The 16,725-nt window shown below is 62.9% G+C and carries 16 protein-coding genes and 1 tRNA gene; 6 read left to right on the top strand and 11 right to left on the bottom strand.

All coding sequences use genetic code 11. From position 1 onward, the window contains the following. Positions 1-149 precede the first annotated feature (149 nt). Both LB565_RS07505 and LB565_RS07500 read left to right on the top strand, forming a co-directional pair. Positions 150-1,025 carry an aldose 1-epimerase family protein gene (locus tag LB565_RS07505; protein ID WP_224582488.1) on the top strand — a complete coding sequence of 292 codons (876 nt, stop codon included), beginning with the start codon at positions 150-152 and terminating at the stop codon, positions 1,023-1,025. Positions 1,026-1,028: 3 nt separating this feature from the next. Next, complete coding sequence (locus tag LB565_RS07500) at positions 1,029-1,439, top strand: hypothetical protein (protein ID WP_224582487.1); 411 nt, start codon at positions 1,029-1,031, stop codon at positions 1,437-1,439. A 16-nt stretch (positions 1,440-1,455) separates the two neighbouring features. Here the strand turns inward: LB565_RS07500 and LB565_RS07495 are convergent, their stop codons facing one another. The 10 genes from LB565_RS07495 to LB565_RS07450 form a co-directional block, all read right to left on the bottom strand. Continuing rightward, on the bottom strand, positions 1,456-2,370 hold the full coding sequence (locus LB565_RS07495; RefSeq protein WP_224582555.1) for an agmatinase: 915 nt from the start codon (positions 2,368-2,370) through the stop codon (positions 1,456-1,458). A 194-nt stretch (positions 2,371-2,564) separates the two neighbouring features. After that, complete coding sequence (locus tag LB565_RS07490) at positions 2,565-3,407, bottom strand: alpha/beta fold hydrolase (RefSeq protein WP_224582486.1); 843 nt, start codon at positions 3,405-3,407, stop codon at positions 2,565-2,567. Between the two features lie 311 nt (positions 3,408-3,718). Then, positions 3,719-4,540, bottom strand: a complete 822-nt coding sequence (locus LB565_RS07485) for an MBL fold metallo-hydrolase (RefSeq protein ID WP_224582485.1) — start codon at positions 4,538-4,540, stop codon at positions 3,719-3,721. Between the two features lie 3 nt (positions 4,541-4,543). After that, on the bottom strand, positions 4,544-5,338 hold the full coding sequence (locus LB565_RS07480; protein ID WP_224582484.1) for a TatD family hydrolase: 795 nt from the start codon (positions 5,336-5,338) through the stop codon (positions 4,544-4,546). Continuing rightward, complete coding sequence (gene metG / locus LB565_RS07475; protein WP_224582483.1) at positions 5,338-6,882, bottom strand: methionine--tRNA ligase; 1,545 nt, start codon at positions 6,880-6,882, stop codon at positions 5,338-5,340. Before metG ends, LB565_RS07480 begins: the two co-directional genes overlap by 1 nt. Before the next feature lie 127 nt (positions 6,883-7,009). Next, on the bottom strand, positions 7,010-8,065 hold the full coding sequence (locus LB565_RS07470; RefSeq protein WP_224582482.1) for a DNA polymerase III subunit delta': 1,056 nt from the start codon (positions 8,063-8,065) through the stop codon (positions 7,010-7,012). Beyond that, positions 8,062-8,736 (bottom strand): dTMP kinase, encoded by a 675-nt coding sequence (gene tmk / locus LB565_RS07465; protein WP_224582481.1) that lies wholly within the window; start codon positions 8,734-8,736, stop codon positions 8,062-8,064. The genes LB565_RS07470 and tmk overlap by 4 nt, the downstream gene beginning before the upstream one ends. A 72-nt stretch (positions 8,737-8,808) precedes the next feature. Continuing rightward, on the bottom strand, positions 8,809-9,987 hold the full coding sequence (locus LB565_RS07460; RefSeq protein WP_224582480.1) for a D-alanyl-D-alanine carboxypeptidase family protein: 1,179 nt from the start codon (positions 9,985-9,987) through the stop codon (positions 8,809-8,811). A 115-nt stretch (positions 9,988-10,102) separates the two neighbouring features. Next, on the bottom strand, positions 10,103-11,359 hold the full coding sequence (locus tag LB565_RS07455) for a septal ring lytic transglycosylase RlpA family protein (protein ID WP_224582479.1): 1,257 nt from the start codon (positions 11,357-11,359) through the stop codon (positions 10,103-10,105). Positions 11,360-11,916: 557 nt separating this feature from the next. Next, complete coding sequence (locus tag LB565_RS07450) at positions 11,917-12,285, bottom strand: YybH family protein (protein ID WP_224582478.1); 369 nt, start codon at positions 12,283-12,285, stop codon at positions 11,917-11,919. 314 nt (positions 12,286-12,599) lie between these two features. Here LB565_RS07450 and LB565_RS07445 point away from each other — a divergent pair. Beyond that, a tRNA-Ser gene (locus LB565_RS07445) sits at positions 12,600-12,689 on the top strand. A 415-nt stretch (positions 12,690-13,104) separates the two neighbouring features. Here LB565_RS07445 and LB565_RS07440 read toward each other — a convergent pair. Continuing rightward, positions 13,105-13,380 carry a hypothetical protein gene (locus tag LB565_RS07440; RefSeq protein ID WP_224582477.1) on the bottom strand — a complete coding sequence of 92 codons (276 nt, stop codon included), beginning with the start codon at positions 13,378-13,380 and terminating at the stop codon, positions 13,105-13,107. A 591-nt stretch (positions 13,381-13,971) separates the two neighbouring features. On the opposite strand from LB565_RS07440, the gene LB565_RS07435 reads away from it, so the two are divergent. The 3 genes from LB565_RS07435 (at position 13,972) to rimO (ending at position 16,724) form a co-directional block, all read left to right on the top strand. Next, entirely contained in the window at positions 13,972-14,379 is a 408-nt protein-coding gene (locus LB565_RS07435) for a DUF930 domain-containing protein (RefSeq protein WP_224582476.1), read from the top strand. A gap of 166 nt (positions 14,380-14,545) precedes the next feature. Further along, positions 14,546-15,232, top strand: coding sequence for a TerC family protein (locus tag LB565_RS07430; protein WP_224582475.1), 687 nt, complete (start codon positions 14,546-14,548; stop codon positions 15,230-15,232). 178 nt (positions 15,233-15,410) lie between these two features. Beyond that, positions 15,411-16,724: a 30S ribosomal protein S12 methylthiotransferase RimO gene (gene rimO / locus LB565_RS07425; protein WP_224582474.1), complete on the top strand. Its 1,314-nt coding sequence runs from the start codon at positions 15,411-15,413 to the stop codon at positions 16,722-16,724. Position 16,725 lies beyond the last annotated feature (1 nt).

The following is a 16,725-nucleotide window of genomic DNA, read 5'->3' as shown; positions in this document are numbered from 1 at the left end:
CTCGAAATGGCCGGAGGGAAACCTCCGGCCATTTTTTGTCGACTGCGCACCAAAGTGTCCATGACCGAGGGCGATCTGCCTGCCGCGCTTGAGTTCACGCGCGGCCTTTTGCTAGCCTGCCGGCCAACCCAGCCAGCTGCGAGGACGCAATGGACCAGCTGACGCTTCACGCTGACGGTATTTCGGTGACCATCGTCGGGCAGGGGGCCGAACTAGTCTCGCTGCGCGATGGCGACGGCACCGAGCTTCTGTGGCAAGCTGGCCCCGCCTGGCGTCGTCATTCGCCGGTCCTGTTCCCGATCGTCGGCCGGCTCAAAGGCGACCAGTTGCGGCACCGCGGCCAAACCTATCCGATGACGCAGCACGGCTTTGCCCGCGACCGGGGCTTTGCCTGGGCGGAGCAGGGGCCTACCTCCTGCACACTGGTCCTGACGGACGACGCCGAGACCCGGACGCACTATCCCTTCGCCTTTCGTCTCGCCATCGGCTACGAGCTAAAACCACGGCAACTCGGCGTGACCTTCGAGATCGCCAATACCGGCGACCAAGCGCTGCCGGCCTCGATCGGCGCGCATCCGGCGTTCAACTGGCCGCTGTTGCCGGAACTGCCGAAGGAAGCCTATCGGCTGACCTTCGCCGAAAATGAGCCGGCGCCGGTCCGCCGCCTAAAGGACGGCCTTTTGCTGCCCGCCCCGCAACCGACGCCCATCGAGGGAAGGACGCTGCCGCTTTCGGAAAGATTGTTCGACGACGACGCCGTTATCTTTGACAAGCCGGTGAGCAAGAGCGTGCGCTACGCCGCCGGCCGCGGGCCGGCGATCGAGATGTCCTGGCAGGGATTCAATGAGCTGGGCATCTGGTCCAAGCCTGGCGGCGCGCCCTTCCTGTGCATCGAGCCCTGGCACGGCATCGCCAGTCCCATCGATTTCGGCGGCGAGTTCGCCGACAAGCCGGGCGTCATGCTGATCGAGCCGGCCGGCCGGCGCGTGCTGAGTTACCGGATCGGCCTCAGCCGGGAGCCATAGGGCATGGCATACGCCATCAAGGCCGAGATCGAGGACCCGGCGGCGGAGAGGTTCGTGTTCGCCGCCCAGAAAACCATGTATGGCGGCAAGCGCATCGCCGAGGGCGACGTCATCTTCCTGTTCGCCAGCGAGAACGAAGGCGGGCAGGGGCTTGTCGCGCGCGGCGTCGTGACGTCCTCCGAGGCCACTCCCAGACGTCCGGATCTCGAACGGCAGACGCCGCGCGTCAGCGTTGCCGTCCGCCGCACCGCCTTAGCGGCGAGACGTTTGGGTCGCAATGAGCTCAAGCGCTTCAAGGATTGGAAGGACGGCCGGCCCGAGACCGAGCTCAACTTCAAATTCTACCGTCAGGCAACCAACAAGATCGTTGGTGTTTCAGACGAGGCATCGGCGTTTCTGAACAGCTTTTTCTAGACCATCCGATCGGATCTCAGCCGGTCTGCCGGACAATGGTGCCGATCACGTTGGCAAGAAGCCGCGATGCGGTGATGGCCGACAGACCGTCAATATCGGCGGGAGGATAAAGCTCGACAAGGTCGAATCCAGCAATGCTGGCCCGCTTGCCGAGCCCCGCGATCAGGTCGATCGCCTGCGTGTAGGTGAGGCCGCCAGGCGTGCGCGCCGCGACGCCGGGCATGATTGAGGGATCGAGGCTGTCGCAGTCGAAAGTGACGACGACATGCGCGCCTTCCGGAATATGCCGCAAAGCGGCTTCGACGCCCTGGGCGTGAACCTCGCGGGCCGTGACGAAGCGGCTGCCGTAGCGCCGCGCCGCTTCAATTTCGCCGATGCGTGCGCTGCCGACGCTGCGCAGGCCGACCTGCACCATGCCGGCTACATGCGCCATCTCGCTCGCCCGGCGCATCGGACTCGAATAACCGTAGCGTTCGCCATGCACCTCGTCGCGCCAGTCGATATGGGCGTCGATCTGCAGGATCCAGATTGGCCCGTGATCAGCAAAGCCGGCCAGGAACGGAATGACGACGGAGTCATCGCCGCCAAGCAGGACCGGTACGGACGGCAGGGACAGAGCTTCGCGTGTTTTCGCCTCGATGCGGGCCCGGTTGCCAGCATTGTCATGCATGGTGGTCGCGATGTCGCCGGCATCGACGCAGCAGACCGGTCCGCCGTCGAACAGCGGGCCGCCGAGGTCGAAATCCCAGTGCTCCACCAGCGGAATGTCATCTTGGCTTGCAGCTCGGATGGCGTCAGCGGCCAAGGCATGGCCGCTGCTGTCCTGGCCGCGATAGGTGCTTCCATGACCCGCCCCGAAGATCACGGCTCGCGGCACACACCCGTCGGCGAGGCGATCGGGAAAGCCGAGAAAGGAAGGCGAGGCGGTCATTTTCTGGATGCTTTCATTGTTGCGCCGCGGCGCGATGGGAGCTTTGGGCAGGGTAGTTGCTTCGGCCTGGAGTTTTGCGACAATTCGCATCTCGCGCAACACAGTGGGGTTACAGCAACGGCCAGAATATTGATGCCGGACAATGTAGCCCAGGAGTCGGCCGGCGTTCAGGTCGGCCAGACTCAAGGCCTGTTCTATTGCCGTTCCAGGAAGTCGACCATCAGCGACGCAGCTTGGTTGGCATGCGTTTCCAGCAGGAAATGAGGCCCGTCGAGAATGTGTGCTTCCATCCTCGGCAGGGCCTGCATCCATGACAGCGTCTCTGCCAGGTCGAAGAACGTGTCGTGCCGGCCCCACAGCATCAAGGCGCGGGGCTGCCTGCGCCGCAGATAGTCGGCAATTGCGTCGAAGTGAGCGACGTAATTGCCATAGTCCGCAATGAGCGCGCGTTGCGTCTCCATGCGTCCGGGGCGCTGCATCACGCGCCAGTCTTCCTCCCAGTTCTCGTCCGGAATTTGTGCGGCCACATCGTCGGGAACACCTGCCACATACTGGTCGCGCGTGCCCTCGAAGGTCAGATGCGCGGTGGCTTTCGCTTCATTGTCGGCGTTCGGATTGGCCCAAAAGTCCTGCGTCGCCTTCCATGATGGCCCCATTCCGCTCCGATGGGCGTTGGCGTTCTGGATGATCAAGCCCAGCACCGCATCGGGAGCCTGCATGGCTATCCGCAGCCCGACCGGCGCGCCAAAGTCATGAAGGTAGATGTAGCGGGGCCCGACCGAGAGGTGGCCGAGCAACTCCGACATCGCATCGGCAAAACCATCAAAGGACGGGTCGGGCAGAGCATTGGACATGCCGAACCCGGGCAGGTCGGGAGCAACCACATAAGCCACCTTCGACAATGCGGGAATAACGTGGCGAAAGGTCCTGGAGGAACTCGGAAAACCGTGAAGAAGCAGAAGAGCCGGTTTGGAGGGCTCTCCAGCCGTGAGGAAAGACAATTCCGTGCCGCTTGCCAACTCAATCCGTGAACGCATGCAAAGGTCCTCAAACCGCTCACCAGGCCAACGCGAGGTTCGGCGATTGAGTTCCGAACACTTGCTGCCGCAACGAGGGACGACTCCTACTCGTACCCGTCAATGCGCAACACCATCGTGCGGCTAGCGAGCAGGGACATCGCGCTTTCGACATCTCCGTGCCCACGTCAGAAAGTCGCATAAGATAGATTATGGAACTAACTCGTCGGCCGCATATGCTGACGGCGACAAACTCCGCGGTAGCGTTTCGACTTCGAGATCGCAGCAGAAGGTTCGACAGACGAACTGCGGCGCCGACCGAACAGCTGTCGCTATCGTTCTGACTCGTAAGGAATTTCGATCACCATGCCGTCATAGGCCGGCGCCACGTGCTCCGGCGTCTCGGCCATTACGACGGCATAGTCGAGCGGCACATGCATATGCGTCAGCACGGCATTCCTTGGCGCCAGCTTTTCAATCCATTCCAGCGCCTGGCCGAGCGACAGATGGCTGGGATGGGTGTTGTACTGCAGCGCATCGATCACCAGCATATCGAGGCCGCGCAAACGCTCAACGGTGGCGTCCGGGAAGCCGCTGATATCAGGGCAATAGGCAAGCCCGCCGATACGGAAGCCGAGCGAGATGATATCGCCATGGAACTGCGGCAGCGGCTCAAGGGTGAGGGCGCCCCCCTCGCCTTCGATCACGACCGGACTCGCGTGATCGATGATGTGGGCCTCGACGATCGGCGGATAGGAACTGCCGGGTGGCGTCTCGAAGCAATAGCCGAACGCCTGGCGCAGCCGCAGCATGGTCGGCTCGTCGGCATGGATGTCGATGCGACGGCGTTGCTCGAGCACATAGCCGCGCAGATCGTCGATGCCGTGGATGTGGTCGGCATGCGGATGCGTGTAGACGACCGCGTCGATGCGCTTGACCGAGGCCAGCAGCATCTGCTCGCGGAAATCCGGCCCGGTGTCGATGACGACCGTCGTGCGCGCGCCATTGGCGGCAATCCGCTCGACCAGGGCGGCCGTGCGCATGCGCCGGTTCTTCGGGTTCTTGGAGTCGCAATTGCCCCAATCGCCGGTGATGCGCGGCGTGCCGGGCGATGAGCCGCAGCCAAGAACGGTAAAGCGCAGCCGCTCGCTCATGCTTCAGCCCGCAGCCGTTTCGGGACGCGGCATTTTGGTGAACAGCCTGAAGAAGTTCCCGGTGGTGATATCGGCGATCTCGGCCTCGCTGACGCCGATGGTCTCGGCGAGCACCTTGGCCGTGTTCGCCACATAAGCCGGCTCGTTGCGTTTGCCGCGATGCGGGACCGGCGCAAGGTAGGGCGCGTCGGTCTCGACCAGCAACCGGTGGCGCGGCACATCGGCGGCAATGGCGCGCAGTTCGGCGGAGTTCTTGAAGGTTAGGATACCGGAGAAGGAGACATAGCCGCCCAGGGCCACGCCGACTTCAGCCAGCCTGCGTCCCGACGAAAAACAATGCAGGATGAAGGGGAAGGCGCCCTTCCTTGTTTCGTCCTCGAGGATTGCCGCCATGTCCTCGTCGGCATCGCGCGCATGGATGACCAGCGGCAGGCCGGTCCGGCGCGCGGCGGCGATGTGGGTGCGAAAGCCTTGCGCCTGCGCATCGCGCGGCGCCTTGTCATAGTAATAATCGAGCCCGGCCTCGCCGATCGCCACCACCTTGGGATGGCCGGAAAGCCGCACCAGCTCGTCAGTGGTGACGTCCAGCTCTTCCGCCGCATTGTGCGGATGGGTGCCGACAGAGCAATAAACCTCATTGAAAGATTCAGCGATTTCAAGGACCTGCTGAAATCGCCTCACGCGCGTCGAGATCGTCACCATGCGACCGATCCCAGCGGCGAGAGCGCGGGCGACGACAGCCGCCCGCTCCTCGGCGAAGTCCGGAAAGTCGAGATGGCAATGGCTGTCGACCAGCATCAGGCGCTCTGCTCGACATAACGCGGAAACACGCCCTCCGGCGCCGGCAAGGCAGTGCCCGGCTCCAGCGCGTGGTCGGCATGGACGTGCTCGAAAGCGCGGCTCTCAGCGGGCACGGCCAACAGGTCGAGCAGCTTGGCGGCCGACCCTGGAATGAACGGCTGGCAAAGCAGCGTCACCCGCCGAACCACCTCGGCCGTGGTCCACAGCACGGTTTCCATGCGCTCCGGATTGGTTTTGCGCAGCGCCCATGGTTCCTGGGACGCGAAATAGCGGTCCGCTTCCGCAACCACGCCAAAAATCGCCGCCAGCGCCAGATGGATACCCTGCTCCGCCATCGCCCGGCGCGAAACGGCCAGCGCTTCGACCGCCTGGTCGAGGATCGCCGTGTCGGCTTCGGTTAGTTCGCCGCGCTTCGGCACGGCGCCGCCGCAGTTCTTGGCAATCATCGACAGCGAGCGCTGCGCCAGATTGCCGAGGCCGTTGGCGAGGTCGGCATTGGTCCGGTTGACGATCGCTTCATGGCTGTAGTTGCCATCCTGGCCGAACGGCACCTCGCGCAAAAAGAAGTAGCGCACCTGGTCGACGCCGTAGTGTTCCACCATCGTGAACGGGTCGATGACGTTGCCAACCGACTTCGACATCTTCTCGCCGCGGTTGAACAGGAAGCCGTGGCCGAAGATGCGCTTCGGCAGCGGGATCCCCGCCGACATCAGGAAGGCCGGCCAATAGACGGCGTGGAAGCGCACGATGTCCTTGCCGATGATGTGCGCGTCCGCTGGCCAAAAGCGCCATTTCTCATCGTTTTCATTTGGATAGCCGACGCCGGTGATGTAATTGGTCAAGGCATCGACCCACACATACATCACGTGCTTTTCGTCGCCCGGCACCGGCACGCCCCAGTCGAAAGTGGTGCGCGAGACCGACAAATCCTTCAGCCCCGATTTGACGAAGCTCATCACCTCGTTGCGGCGCTCGGCTGGGCCGATGAAATCGGGCTGGCTCTCGTAAAGCGCGATCAGTCTGTCCTGGTAGGCCGACAGCCGGAAGAAATAGCTCTCTTCCTCGACCCATTCCACCGGCGTTCCCTGCGGGCCATAGCGGATATTGTCGCCGCGGACCTCGGTCTCCTCCTCGCCGTAATAGGCCTCGTCGCGCACCGAATACCAGCCGGCATAGCCGCCCTTGTAGATGTCGCCATTGGCGGCCATCGCCTTCCAGATCGCCTGCGAGGACGCATAATGGCGCTCCTCGGTGGTGCGGATGAAATCGTCGTTGGACGCGTTGAGCGCGCTCGCCATGCGCCTGAAATCGGCCGAGTTGCGGTCGGCGAGCTCACGCGCCGTGATGTCTTCCTTGCGGGCCGTCTGCAGCATCTTGATGCCGTGTTCGTCGGTGCCGGTCAGGAAGAAGACTTGCCTGCCATCGAGCCGCTGGAAGCGCGCAAGCGCGTCGGTGGCGATCAGCTCATAGGCATGGCCGATATGCGGCTTGCCGTTCGGGTAGGAGATCGCGGTCGTGATGTAGAATGTGTCGCGTGACATGAATGAACCGTCATGAATATCTGAATGTGAGTTGTGGCGGTGGATATCGCATCGGAACGTCGATTGCCATCCCGAGGCCAATGCATGCCGCCCAAAACTGGGCCAACGGCATGCATCGAACAAGCCGTCACATTCGCATCGCAGAATTCAGGCGGTCGATCATGGTCAGGGCGTGCTGCTTCTTGTCGAGGTTGTAGGTCTCGGCCTCAGATATCGTGTTCAACGCCTCGTGCCAAGCCTCGGACAGGGTTTTGGCCCGAGCGAGATTGCCGGACAGCGCCGCTTCGCTGGCGGCGGCCGAAAGCAGGTCGAGCGCGCGGCGGTTGAAGATGTCAAACTGGATCGCCTGGTCGCGTCCCGCCACGGCCTCGGCAAGACGGTGGGCGCCGGCAATGTCGGGCTTCCTGGCCGCCACCAGCGCGTCGAGCGCTCCCGCGATCTCCAGCCCGCCATACTGAGTAAGCAGGATCGCGTTGCGGGCGCTGCCCCCTGCCCGCTCGGCCAGCGCGGCGCGCGCGGCCGGATCGTCCGGCGGCGGCGGCTCGACATTTTCCAGCACCGCCATCAGCTCGTCGGCGGCCAAAGGCGCCAGCCGCACCACCTGGCAGCGCGAGCGGATCGTCGGCAACAGGCTGCCTGGCGCATGCACGACAAGAATGAACAAAGTACGCGCCGGCGGCTCTTCGAGATTCTTGAGCAAGGCATTGGCGGCGTTGGTGTTCATGTCGTCGGCCGGATCGACGATGACGACGCGGTAGCTGCCGTCATGCGAGGTCATCGACAGGAAGCGGCTGACCTTGCGGATCTCATCGACGGTCAGCACCGTCTTGAAGCTCTTGGTCTTGTCGTTGGCCGGACGGGTGAGATGCAGCACTGAAGGATGCGCCCCGGTGGCGATCTGGCGAAACAGCGATGAGGCCGGATCGGGAACGGCAAGCGTGTCGGGCGCCGTCTTGAAATCCGGATATCTCAGAAGATGATGCGCCATGTGGAACGCCAGCGTCGCCTTGCCGATGCCTTGGGGCCCGGCGAAAATCAGCGCATGCGGCAGCTTGCCGGTGCGGTAGGCGCTGGCAAGCATCCCTGCCGCCGTCGCGTGGCCGATCAGCCGCGGCGTTTCGGCGGGCTCGGGCACGCCGTCCAGCGTGTCGTGCTGTTCGGGGGCGATGCGTTCGAAGATCATGCCGGCGCCGTCTCAATCCTTTGCGCCGGCATCCGCTCTTCCAGCGCTGCGAAGACGGCGGCGGTGACGACATTCTCCACCGTATCGGGATCGGCGGAGGCGTCGATAACGACGCATCGCTCCGGTTCGGCCGCGGCGATCGCCAGGAAAGCCTCGCGCCGTCGCCGGTGGATGGCCAAAGTCTCCTTCTCGAAGCGATCGGCCGCGTCACCGGCGCCGCGCCGCGCGGCGGCCCGCTTCAGGCCTTCAGCGGGATCGATGTCGAAGATCAGCGTCATGTCGGGCATCATGCCGTTGATGGCCACCGCCTCCAGCGCCTTCATGAAATCGGCATCGAGCCCGCCGGTGACGCCCTGGTAGACGCGAGAGGAATCGATGAAACGGTCGCACAGCACGATCGAGCCGCGCTCGACCGCCGGCCGGATGACCTGCTCGACATGGTCGGAGCGCGCGGCGGCGAACAGGATCGCCTCCATCTTCGGGCCGAACGGCTCGGCCGCTCCCGACAGAAGCACATGCCTTACGGCCTCGGCGCCGGGCGATCCACCCGGTTCGCGGCTGACCAGGACCTCGTATTTCTTGGCGCGCATGCGCCGCGCCAGCCGCTCGATCTGCGTCGACTTGCCTGCTCCTTCGCCGCCCTCGAAGGTGATGAAAAATCCGCTCGCCAATCGAGATTGCCTCTGCTCGCGCTGGCCGCTGTCATAGCTCCCGTCCGACAAAAGGTCCACGAACTTGCCCGTTCACAAATGTTTCTGACGCAGCCAGCCGACAGCGAGTTCCTTGGCCGCGTCGAGCGCGCGCTGCGGCAGCGTGCCCACCTTTACCGACTCGGCGGCATAGAGCGGCGTCTGCTGGCTCAGCGTCTCGCCTATCCAAACGCGCAGTTCTCCGACAGGTTGCCCCTCCTCGACCGGTGCCGACACCGGACCTTGGTAGACGATTCTGGCGGTCAGCTTGTCGCGATTGGCTATCGGCAAAAAGATGTCCACGGGACCTTTGGCTTTCAAGGCCAGGCCGGATTTGGCGCCGCCGAAGACCTGTGCTTCCCCGACCACCTCGTCCTTGGCGAAGATCTCGGTCTTCTGGAATGACCGCGATCCCCATTCGAGCAGCTTGCGCGCCTCTTCGGAGCGTTCGCGGTCATTGGCCAGTCCGCTGAGAGCGGCGATCACGCGCGTGCCGTTGTGACTGACGGTGCCGACCAGGCCGAAGCCCGCCTGCTCGCTGGCGCCTGCCACGAAGCCATCGGCCTCGATGCCCATGGCGATCAGCGGATTGCGGTTCCTCTGCGATATCTTGTTCCATGTGAAGTCCGGCTGGCCGTAATAGTGGAAGAACTCCGGATAGTCGCGCCACAGATGCAGCGCCAGCATCGCCAGTTCCCGCACCGTCGTCTGCTGCCCGTCGGCCGGCAGGCCGGTCGAATTGACGAAGGTCGATTTCGAGAGGCCGAGCTGACGGGCACGATCGGTCATCTGCGCGGCGAAATTCGCTTCCGAGCCCGCCATGCCCTCGGCCAGCACGATACAGCCGTCATTGGCAGCCTGCACGGTGACGCCCTGGATCAGATCCTCGACGCGGACCCCGGATTTGAGCTTGGCGAACATGGTCGAGGTTCCGGACGGCGCGCCGCCGGTGCGCCAGGCGTTTTCGCTGACGACAAAAGTGTCGTCGAGCGCGATCCGCTTCGACTTGATGGCGTTGAAGACCATTTCCATCGTCATCAGCTTGGCCATCGAGGCCGGCGGGATCGGCTTGTCGGGGTCCTTGGCGAAGAGCACGGTGCCGGTGTCGGCATCGATCATGAACGCCTGCGTCGCCTTGGTCTCGAAAAGTTGCGCGTTCGCCGGAATGGAGCAAAGCAGGACCAGCACCAATCCCAGAATGCTGTCGAAAGGCGGAAGAATGCGCAATTGCATGAAATGTCGACCCATCTGAGCAATACCGGAGGGTCGCCCCGGAATGCGCAAAGACTACCCCGCAGCCAAGCTATCAGGATTTTTTCAGCCGGATCAACGGGTAGCGTGAATTTGATCAGTTACGCACAACCAGCGCGTCCGGCGCGCCATGCGACCAGGCTGCCTGAAGCAGATCGTCGATGCTGCCATGGCCGTTCGGATAGACGTTGACCGCATACCAGTCATTGCCGTCGAATTCGGTGCGCTGGATCTCGGTCCGGCCGAATGGCTCGAGCGCCGCGGCGACGCGCTTTGCCTCCGCGGCTTCGTCGAAGGAGCCGGCGGCGACATAGTCGGACGCCTGTTCCTGGCGGTTCGATTTTCGCCACGACTGCAGGATATCGGCCGGCGACATGCCGCCGGAATCGAGCGCGGCAAAAACATCGGCGCGCTTTACCCGCTCATCCGCGTAGGACAGCGAAGCCATGGCGAAAGGCGAGTTCGCAGGAAGGCGGAGATCCGGCCGTTCCGGCACGATCGGTCCGAAATCGGGCAGCGCGACATCGCTGGCGCTCTGCACCGGGAAGGCTGCCGGCTGCACGGCAGGCTGCTCCGACAGCCCCGGCTGCGCGTCAAAAGCTTGCCCCGAATTGGTCAGCTGGCCCGGGAACGGCACGGCGGCCGGCGGCGCACCCACCGGCAGGCTCGGCGACGGGCCGTTCATAGCCACCATCACGCCGGTCGGCAGGCCGTCCGACGGATCCGGCCGGTTCTTGCCGGGGTGGTAGGAGGCAACCAGATACTGGTCGTCATCGCCGTCGAGCGGCGCGCGGCCGACATATTCCACCTTGACCCTGGCGGTGCCGACCTTGTCATAGTCGAGCATCTGCGCCGCGCGTTCGGAGACGTCGATGATGCGGCCTTCATGATAGGGGCCGCGATCGTTGACGCGCACGATCACCGAGCTGCCGGTCTCCAGATTGGTGACGCGGGCATAGCTCGGCAGCGGCATCGTCGGATGCGCCGCCGTCAGATGCGTCATGTCATAGACTTCGCCATTGGCGGTCAGACGGCCGTGGAAGGCATCGCCATACCACGAGGCCAGTCCTACCTTGGCGTAGTTCTTCTCTTCCTTGGGAAAGTACCACTTGCCGCGCACCTGATAGGGCTTGCCAAGCTGGTCGCGGCCGCCGCCGCGCCGCATGAACTGGACACGCGGGCTCGCTTTCACGCCATATTCGGATTCGGCGAAATATTCCTTGGAGCGGGCCTTCTTGTGGACCATCCCCTTCGGTTCGGGTTGTGAGGCGCAGGCAGCCAAAAGCAGGCCCGAAAGGGCGCACAGGGCGAAAGCAGAAGCGCGACGAAGACGCGGGCGCGCCGGAGTCTGCATGTTTTCGATTGTCCCCTACCGTGCTGCCACTCGACGGAGCCAAGCGTCCGCCGATGCCAGCAACACCTTGATCCCCAATCCCTTTTGCACAGGAATTGTTTATCACGATGTTAATCGATTATGGCAGCAAAAGGGCGAGATTATGGCGCAAGACGGTACCATCACCGCTCGGAAAGTCCGTGCTCTTCGAGAATGCCCAGCTGCGAACAGCGTCGGCCACAAGACCGAGGGCATCGAATCCGAATAAGAGTAAAGATTGTCCGCTAATCCGCCCTCGCATCGGACGACACCTGCTGGGCCGTCGCACGAGACAGCATGTCGCGCTTTGTCAGCACGGGTTTCTCGTAGGTTTTCTTCATGATTGCCCCCCTGTTAAAGTATTAGAAGATTGAGATTGACTGGCTTTTGCCGGCATTGTCAATGCATCGAATCGGCCAACAGGACGAAGCGGAAGCAACCTGGCTTCGGCCAAGGTCGGGGCTTACCATGCTTAAGTCGTACCGTACGTCAGCGCGATTGGGATGATCGCCGCCGTGCCGCTGTGGCCATCCATACATCTATCCGGTGGCGTCAGTACTGTTGAGACTGCACATCCGGATCAACCAACCTCCGCCAGCCTGATGCTCAAAGACACTCAGCGAGGTGCCGTTGCCCACCGCCTCTCCTTCCGAATAGGCAGCCAGTGTCCAAGCCAGATTTCCGGAGCTACCCGCTTCGATCACCTCAAGGGTCTTATTAGGCCCGGCATGTTGAACCCAAATTTCGTGCAGCGCCTCTATTGCCGCGCGTCCCCGCGCCGGAGGCCCATAGGGTGAATGCATTTCCGCGTTGTCGGTGAAGATAGCAGCACAGCCAGATGCATTCCCCGATCGGTACGCTGCGACATACACGTCCCAAAGCTCCTGCAGATCATCTCGGATCGACATAGTTACCTCCTTCGCCGCCCGATATAGTTTAGTTAATACTAATACGATCAGCTAGATCGCCGTCTCGTCCTGCGGATTTCCCCCAGCCGTCCCGGTGCATGTCGTTTCCGCCGGCCCCGGCAACGTAGCCCGTCGGGTCATGCCGAATATTCTTCCACACCTTTTGCCGCGACAGTTGGAAGGCGCAGCCGCAGTGGTTGACGCGGCCCCGGCAGCCGCACTACAGGAATGAAGCGCGAACCGGCCGGGAATGCCCTTCGGGTGCTAGCCGAATTGACCGGTCGCGATGACCTAAATGGTTGAAAAACCATAGCGGAGGGATGGCCGAGCGGTTTAAGGCACCGGTCTTGAAAACCGGCGTGGGCGCAAGTTCACCGTGGGTTCGAATCCCACTCCCTCCGCCACAACTATAATGAATTCAATTATCAAGGCGGCCGAAGAGGCAGAGAAAAGCCCGCCACCGTGAGGCAGCGGCGCGGTGAATAACCAAGGCTGACCCTCTCCCGGAACATTCGTCACTTAGTGCCAGTCGCTAAGCCGCGGCTTATCGCAGGCTGTATCGTTGTAGGACGGGAACGCTGGCATCGGCCTTGCACAGCAGAGACTGCCGGGTTGATCCCCGGCAGCTCGTCGGGCTTGAGGCAGTAGTTGGGGGCCTCGCCCGGCGAGTTTCAGCGAAAACCGGTGGAACGTAACCAAGCGGGGTATTCATGCAGCCTCGCTAATGTAACCTCCCTCCAGCCGACTCCACCACCCCGAGTCGGCTAGGCCCGGCGGTTCAACCCAACGCAACCCCAACGCGGGAACTGTCGGGCCGCTCTACTGGCAGGGCGTCCAGCCCTTCCGCCGCTTCGGAGCGTGATTGGTGAACTGGAGGTTCCGATCGTCGCGGCCGGCGGCGCGGCACTCATGGCAGTGAACCACCTTAATCAGGCTCCAGTGCATGCAGGAGTGATCCGGGCCGAGCCGATTCACCAATTCGGCAATGTTCAGGGCCGCGGTTCGCTTACAGGTGAGGCAATAGACAGATAGGCCCGTGCCGGCCTGGAGCTTCTTGCCAAGCGTGTCTTCAACGAAGGGATATTTATTGCCCATGGCGATAATCAGGCTTCCCGTTGGCGAGAACGCCAGCGCGCATTAGCTGCTCCGCGCGTTGCAATCCCGGTTTACCTACCCAAGGACTATGCGCCGAAAACCGTGAGATGGCCGCCAGGATGGCCGCTATCGTGCCGCCTCGTCCCGAGCCATGGTCAAGTCGAGCGATAGAGACTTGCGCGATGATCCTCTTGGCGATTGCGGTTGTTTCCGCCACTGTCGTCGCCCTGAAGCATCTCCCGCGCTAGTTCACGAAAAAATCCTGTAGCGACGCATGGCGAAGGTCTTCCTCGCCACGCAGATGTTTCACGCGGCCGATCAAGCCCGGCATGACCCATGTGTCGCCGGCCGTTTTATGTCCTTCGGTGCCTCGCCTCCGGCAGCTTTTTGACCCGCCTCTGTTGCCGATGACGACGCTTATCCGAGTGCCGCGCCGTGCCCGAAAGGCGGAGTTTTCAGTCCTTTTTTGGGCATCCGCTCCCGACCCCGACAAATGGCTTCCCGATGTGCAGCGAGAATAGCTCTGCTAGACCGGCTCGGCATGGCGCCGCGGTTGGTAAAACACCGTTTATTTGATTTCTCGGACAAAATATGCTGCTTCTCGCGCCCATGAAAAAGCTCTGTCTGATGGTTCTGGCGTCGTTGATGCTGGTCTTGCCGGCCAAGGCGATGGACAATGCGTTGCGCGCCGGCCTGATGAAACTCGATCCTGAGACCCGCCTCGAGCAGCGGTGTGACGCCGAGGTGCTCGACCGGATCAGCCACGACGATCATAACTACAAGGCCGACCGTGTCGTGGCCTACGCCTTCGCCACGCCGCAGATGAGCGCCGATGCCATCAAGAGCTCGGGCGCCGCCTTCCGTAGCAACGGCCAATGGTACCGGCTGAAGTTCAAATGCCAGACCGCGCCGGACCACATGCAGGTGCTGCGGTTCCGCTACAAGATCGGCGACGAAATCCCGGAATCCGACTGGGCCAAATATAATCTCTACGACTAATTTTCGGCCTTGCCCTTGCCGGCAAACACCCGAAATCCTTGACGGCTTGCGCCGGCGGCGTTGTTTTCCGGCGATGTCCAACCCTGCGTCTTGACGCCGATGGACCATGCCTTTAGGCCCGTCCGGGTAAAGGGCCACGTTCATTTCAGGCAAGGATTTCTAGTCGATGGAAATATTCACTGCCGCAGGCCTTTCAGCTCTCCTCCAGGTCGTCGCAATCGATCTCGCCCTCGCCGGCGACAATGCAATCGTGATCGGCCTTGCGGCAGCCGGCCTTCCCGCGGATCAGCGCAAGCGCGCCATCCTTGTCGGCATCGCGGCGGCCACGGTTCTGCGCATCGTCTTTGCCCTGATCACGCAATGGCTGCTGAGCATCGGCCCCATGCTGCTCATCGCCGGCGGACTTCTGCTTCTGTGGGTGTGCTGGAAGATGTGGCGCGAGCTGCGCGTGAGCCATGAGGATGAGCGCGACGCGACAGAAGCGCTGTCGAACGGCGACTACAACAAGGACGGCAAAATAGCCGGCAAGGGCCCGCGCAAGACCTTCTCGCAGGCCGCTTGGCAGATCGTCATCGCCGACGTCTCGATGTCGCTCGACAACGTTCTGGCCGTCGCCGGCGCGGCCATGAAGCATCCCACGGTGTTGATCATCGGACTGGCCCTTTCGATCGCGCTGATGGGCTTTGCCGCATCCTTTGTCGCGCGCCTGCTGCACAAATACCGCTGGATCGCCTATATCGGCCTGCTGATCATTCTCTACGTCGCTGTGAACATGCTGCTCGGCGGCGCAGTGCAGCAGTTTCCCGACCATTTTGCCTTCCTGGCGCCCTGGTTCGGGCCGGACGGCCACTGACGCTTGTTAGGGGGGAAACGTGGCCGGTCGCCTTGCTCCGGCCGACCGGCGGTTTGCTTCTGTGCCGAAGCGTGCTATTGCGCCGCGCGAAATGGCTCGAAGCCGCGCCCGTAGATCGAAATGCAGAGCCTGAGGCTCAATCCTCGATCTCGCCCTCACCTCTTGGAAAACAAAGTTTATGTCCGCCCCACGCGTCAGTTTCGTCAGTCTTGGATGCCCGAAAGCGCTCGTCGATTCCGAGCGCATCATCACGCGGCTCCGCGCCGAAGGCTACGAGATCGCGCGCAAGCATGACGGCGCCGACCTCGTCGTCGTCAACACCTGCGGCTTCCTCGATTCCGCCCGCGACGAGTCGCTCAACGCCATCGGCTCCGCCCTTTCCGAAAACGGCCGCGTCATCGTCACCGGCTGTCTCGGCGCCGAGCCGGAGGTCATCCGCGAGAAGCACCCCAATGTGCTGGCGATCACCGGCCCGCAGGCCTATGAGAGCGTGATGGCGGCTGTGCATGAAGCGGCTCCGCCCAGCCACGATCCCTATGTCGATCTGTTGCCGCCGCAGGGCGTGAAGCTCACCCCGCGCCACTACGCCTATTTGAAGATCTCCGAGGGCTGCAACAACCGCTGCACCTTTTGCATCATCCCGGCGCTGCGCGGCGATCTTGTCTCGCGCCCGGCCGCGGACGTGCTGCGCGAGGCCGAAAAGCTCGCCAAGGCCGGCGTCAAGGAGATCCTCGTCATCTCGCAGGACACCAGCGCCTACGGCGTCGACATCAAGTACCAGACGTCGATGTTCGGCGATCGCGAGGTGCGGGCGAAATTCCTCGACCTCGCCGAGGAGCTCGGCAAGCTCGGCATCTGGATCCGCATGCATTATGTGTACCCCTACCCGCATGTCGCCGATGTCATTCCGCTGATGGCGGAAGGAAAGATCCTTCCCTATCTCGACATTCCCTTCCAGCACGCCTCGCCGCAGGTGCTGAAGAACATGCGCCGCCCAGCCCATGGCGAAAAGACGCTGGACCGCATCCGTGGCTGGCGCGAGGTCTGCCCGGATCTCGCCATCCGCTCGACCTTCATCGTCGGCTTCCCCGGCGAGACCGAAGTCGATTTCCAGATGCTGCTCGACTGGCTGGATGAAGCCAAGATCGACCGCGCCGGCTGCTTCAAATACGAGCCGGTCAAGGGCGCGCGCTCCAACGATCTCGGGCTCGAGCAGGTGCCGCAGGAAGTCAAGGAAGCGCGCTGGCACCGCTTCATGCAGCGCCAGCAGAAGATCTCGGCAACGCAACTCGCCAGGAAGGTCGGCATGCGCCTGCCGGTGCTGATCGACGAGGCGCATGGCGCATCCGGCAAAGGCCGCACCAAATACGACGCGCCGGAGATTGACGGCTCCGTGCACATCCAGTCGCGGCGGCCGCTGCGGGCCGGAGAGATCGTCACGGTCAAGATCGATCGCGCGGATGCGTACGATCTTTATGGCTCGGCGGCCTGAC

It is taken from the genome of Mesorhizobium sp. CA14 (assembly GCF_020165195.1).
Taxonomy (GTDB): Bacteria; Pseudomonadota; Alphaproteobacteria; order Rhizobiales; family Rhizobiaceae; genus Mesorhizobium.
This window is presented reverse-complemented; position numbering and strand designations above follow the sequence as displayed.

Excerpts from the sequence above, each read along its gene's own strand:
- LB565_RS07505 (WP_224582488.1), top strand. The coding sequence starts at position 150 with ATGGACCAGCTGACGCTTCACGCTGACGGTATTTCGGTGACCATCGTC.
- LB565_RS07500 (WP_224582487.1), top strand. The coding sequence starts at position 1,029 with ATGGCATACGCCATCAAGGCCGAGATCGAGGACCCGGCGGCGGAGAGG.
- LB565_RS07495 (WP_224582555.1), bottom strand. The coding sequence starts at position 2,370 with ATGACCGCCTCGCCTTCCTTTCTCGGCTTTCCCGATCGCCTCGCCGAC.
- LB565_RS07490 (WP_224582486.1), bottom strand. The coding sequence starts at position 3,407 with ATGCGTTCACGGATTGAGTTGGCAAGCGGCACGGAATTGTCTTTCCTC.
- LB565_RS07485 (WP_224582485.1), bottom strand. The coding sequence starts at position 4,540 with ATGAGCGAGCGGCTGCGCTTTACCGTTCTTGGCTGCGGCTCATCGCCC.
- LB565_RS07480 (WP_224582484.1), bottom strand. The coding sequence starts at position 5,338 with ATGCTGGTCGACAGCCATTGCCATCTCGACTTTCCGGACTTCGCCGAG.
- metG (WP_224582483.1), bottom strand. The coding sequence starts at position 6,882 with ATGTCACGCGACACATTCTACATCACGACCGCGATCTCCTACCCGAAC.
- LB565_RS07470 (WP_224582482.1), bottom strand. The coding sequence starts at position 8,065 with ATGATCTTCGAACGCATCGCCCCCGAACAGCACGACACGCTGGACGGC.
- LB565_RS07460 (WP_224582480.1), bottom strand. The coding sequence starts at position 9,987 with ATGCAATTGCGCATTCTTCCGCCTTTCGACAGCATTCTGGGATTGGTG.
- LB565_RS07455 (WP_224582479.1), bottom strand. The coding sequence starts at position 11,359 with ATGCAGACTCCGGCGCGCCCGCGTCTTCGTCGCGCTTCTGCTTTCGCC.
- LB565_RS07450 (WP_224582478.1), bottom strand. The coding sequence starts at position 12,285 with ATGTCGATCCGAGATGATCTGCAGGAGCTTTGGGACGTGTATGTCGCA.
- LB565_RS07440 (WP_224582477.1), bottom strand. The coding sequence starts at position 13,380 with ATGGGCAATAAATATCCCTTCGTTGAAGACACGCTTGGCAAGAAGCTC.
- LB565_RS07435 (WP_224582476.1), top strand. The coding sequence starts at position 13,972 with ATGCTGCTTCTCGCGCCCATGAAAAAGCTCTGTCTGATGGTTCTGGCG.
- LB565_RS07430 (WP_224582475.1), top strand. The coding sequence starts at position 14,546 with ATGGAAATATTCACTGCCGCAGGCCTTTCAGCTCTCCTCCAGGTCGTC.
- rimO (WP_224582474.1), top strand. The coding sequence starts at position 15,411 with ATGTCCGCCCCACGCGTCAGTTTCGTCAGTCTTGGATGCCCGAAAGCG.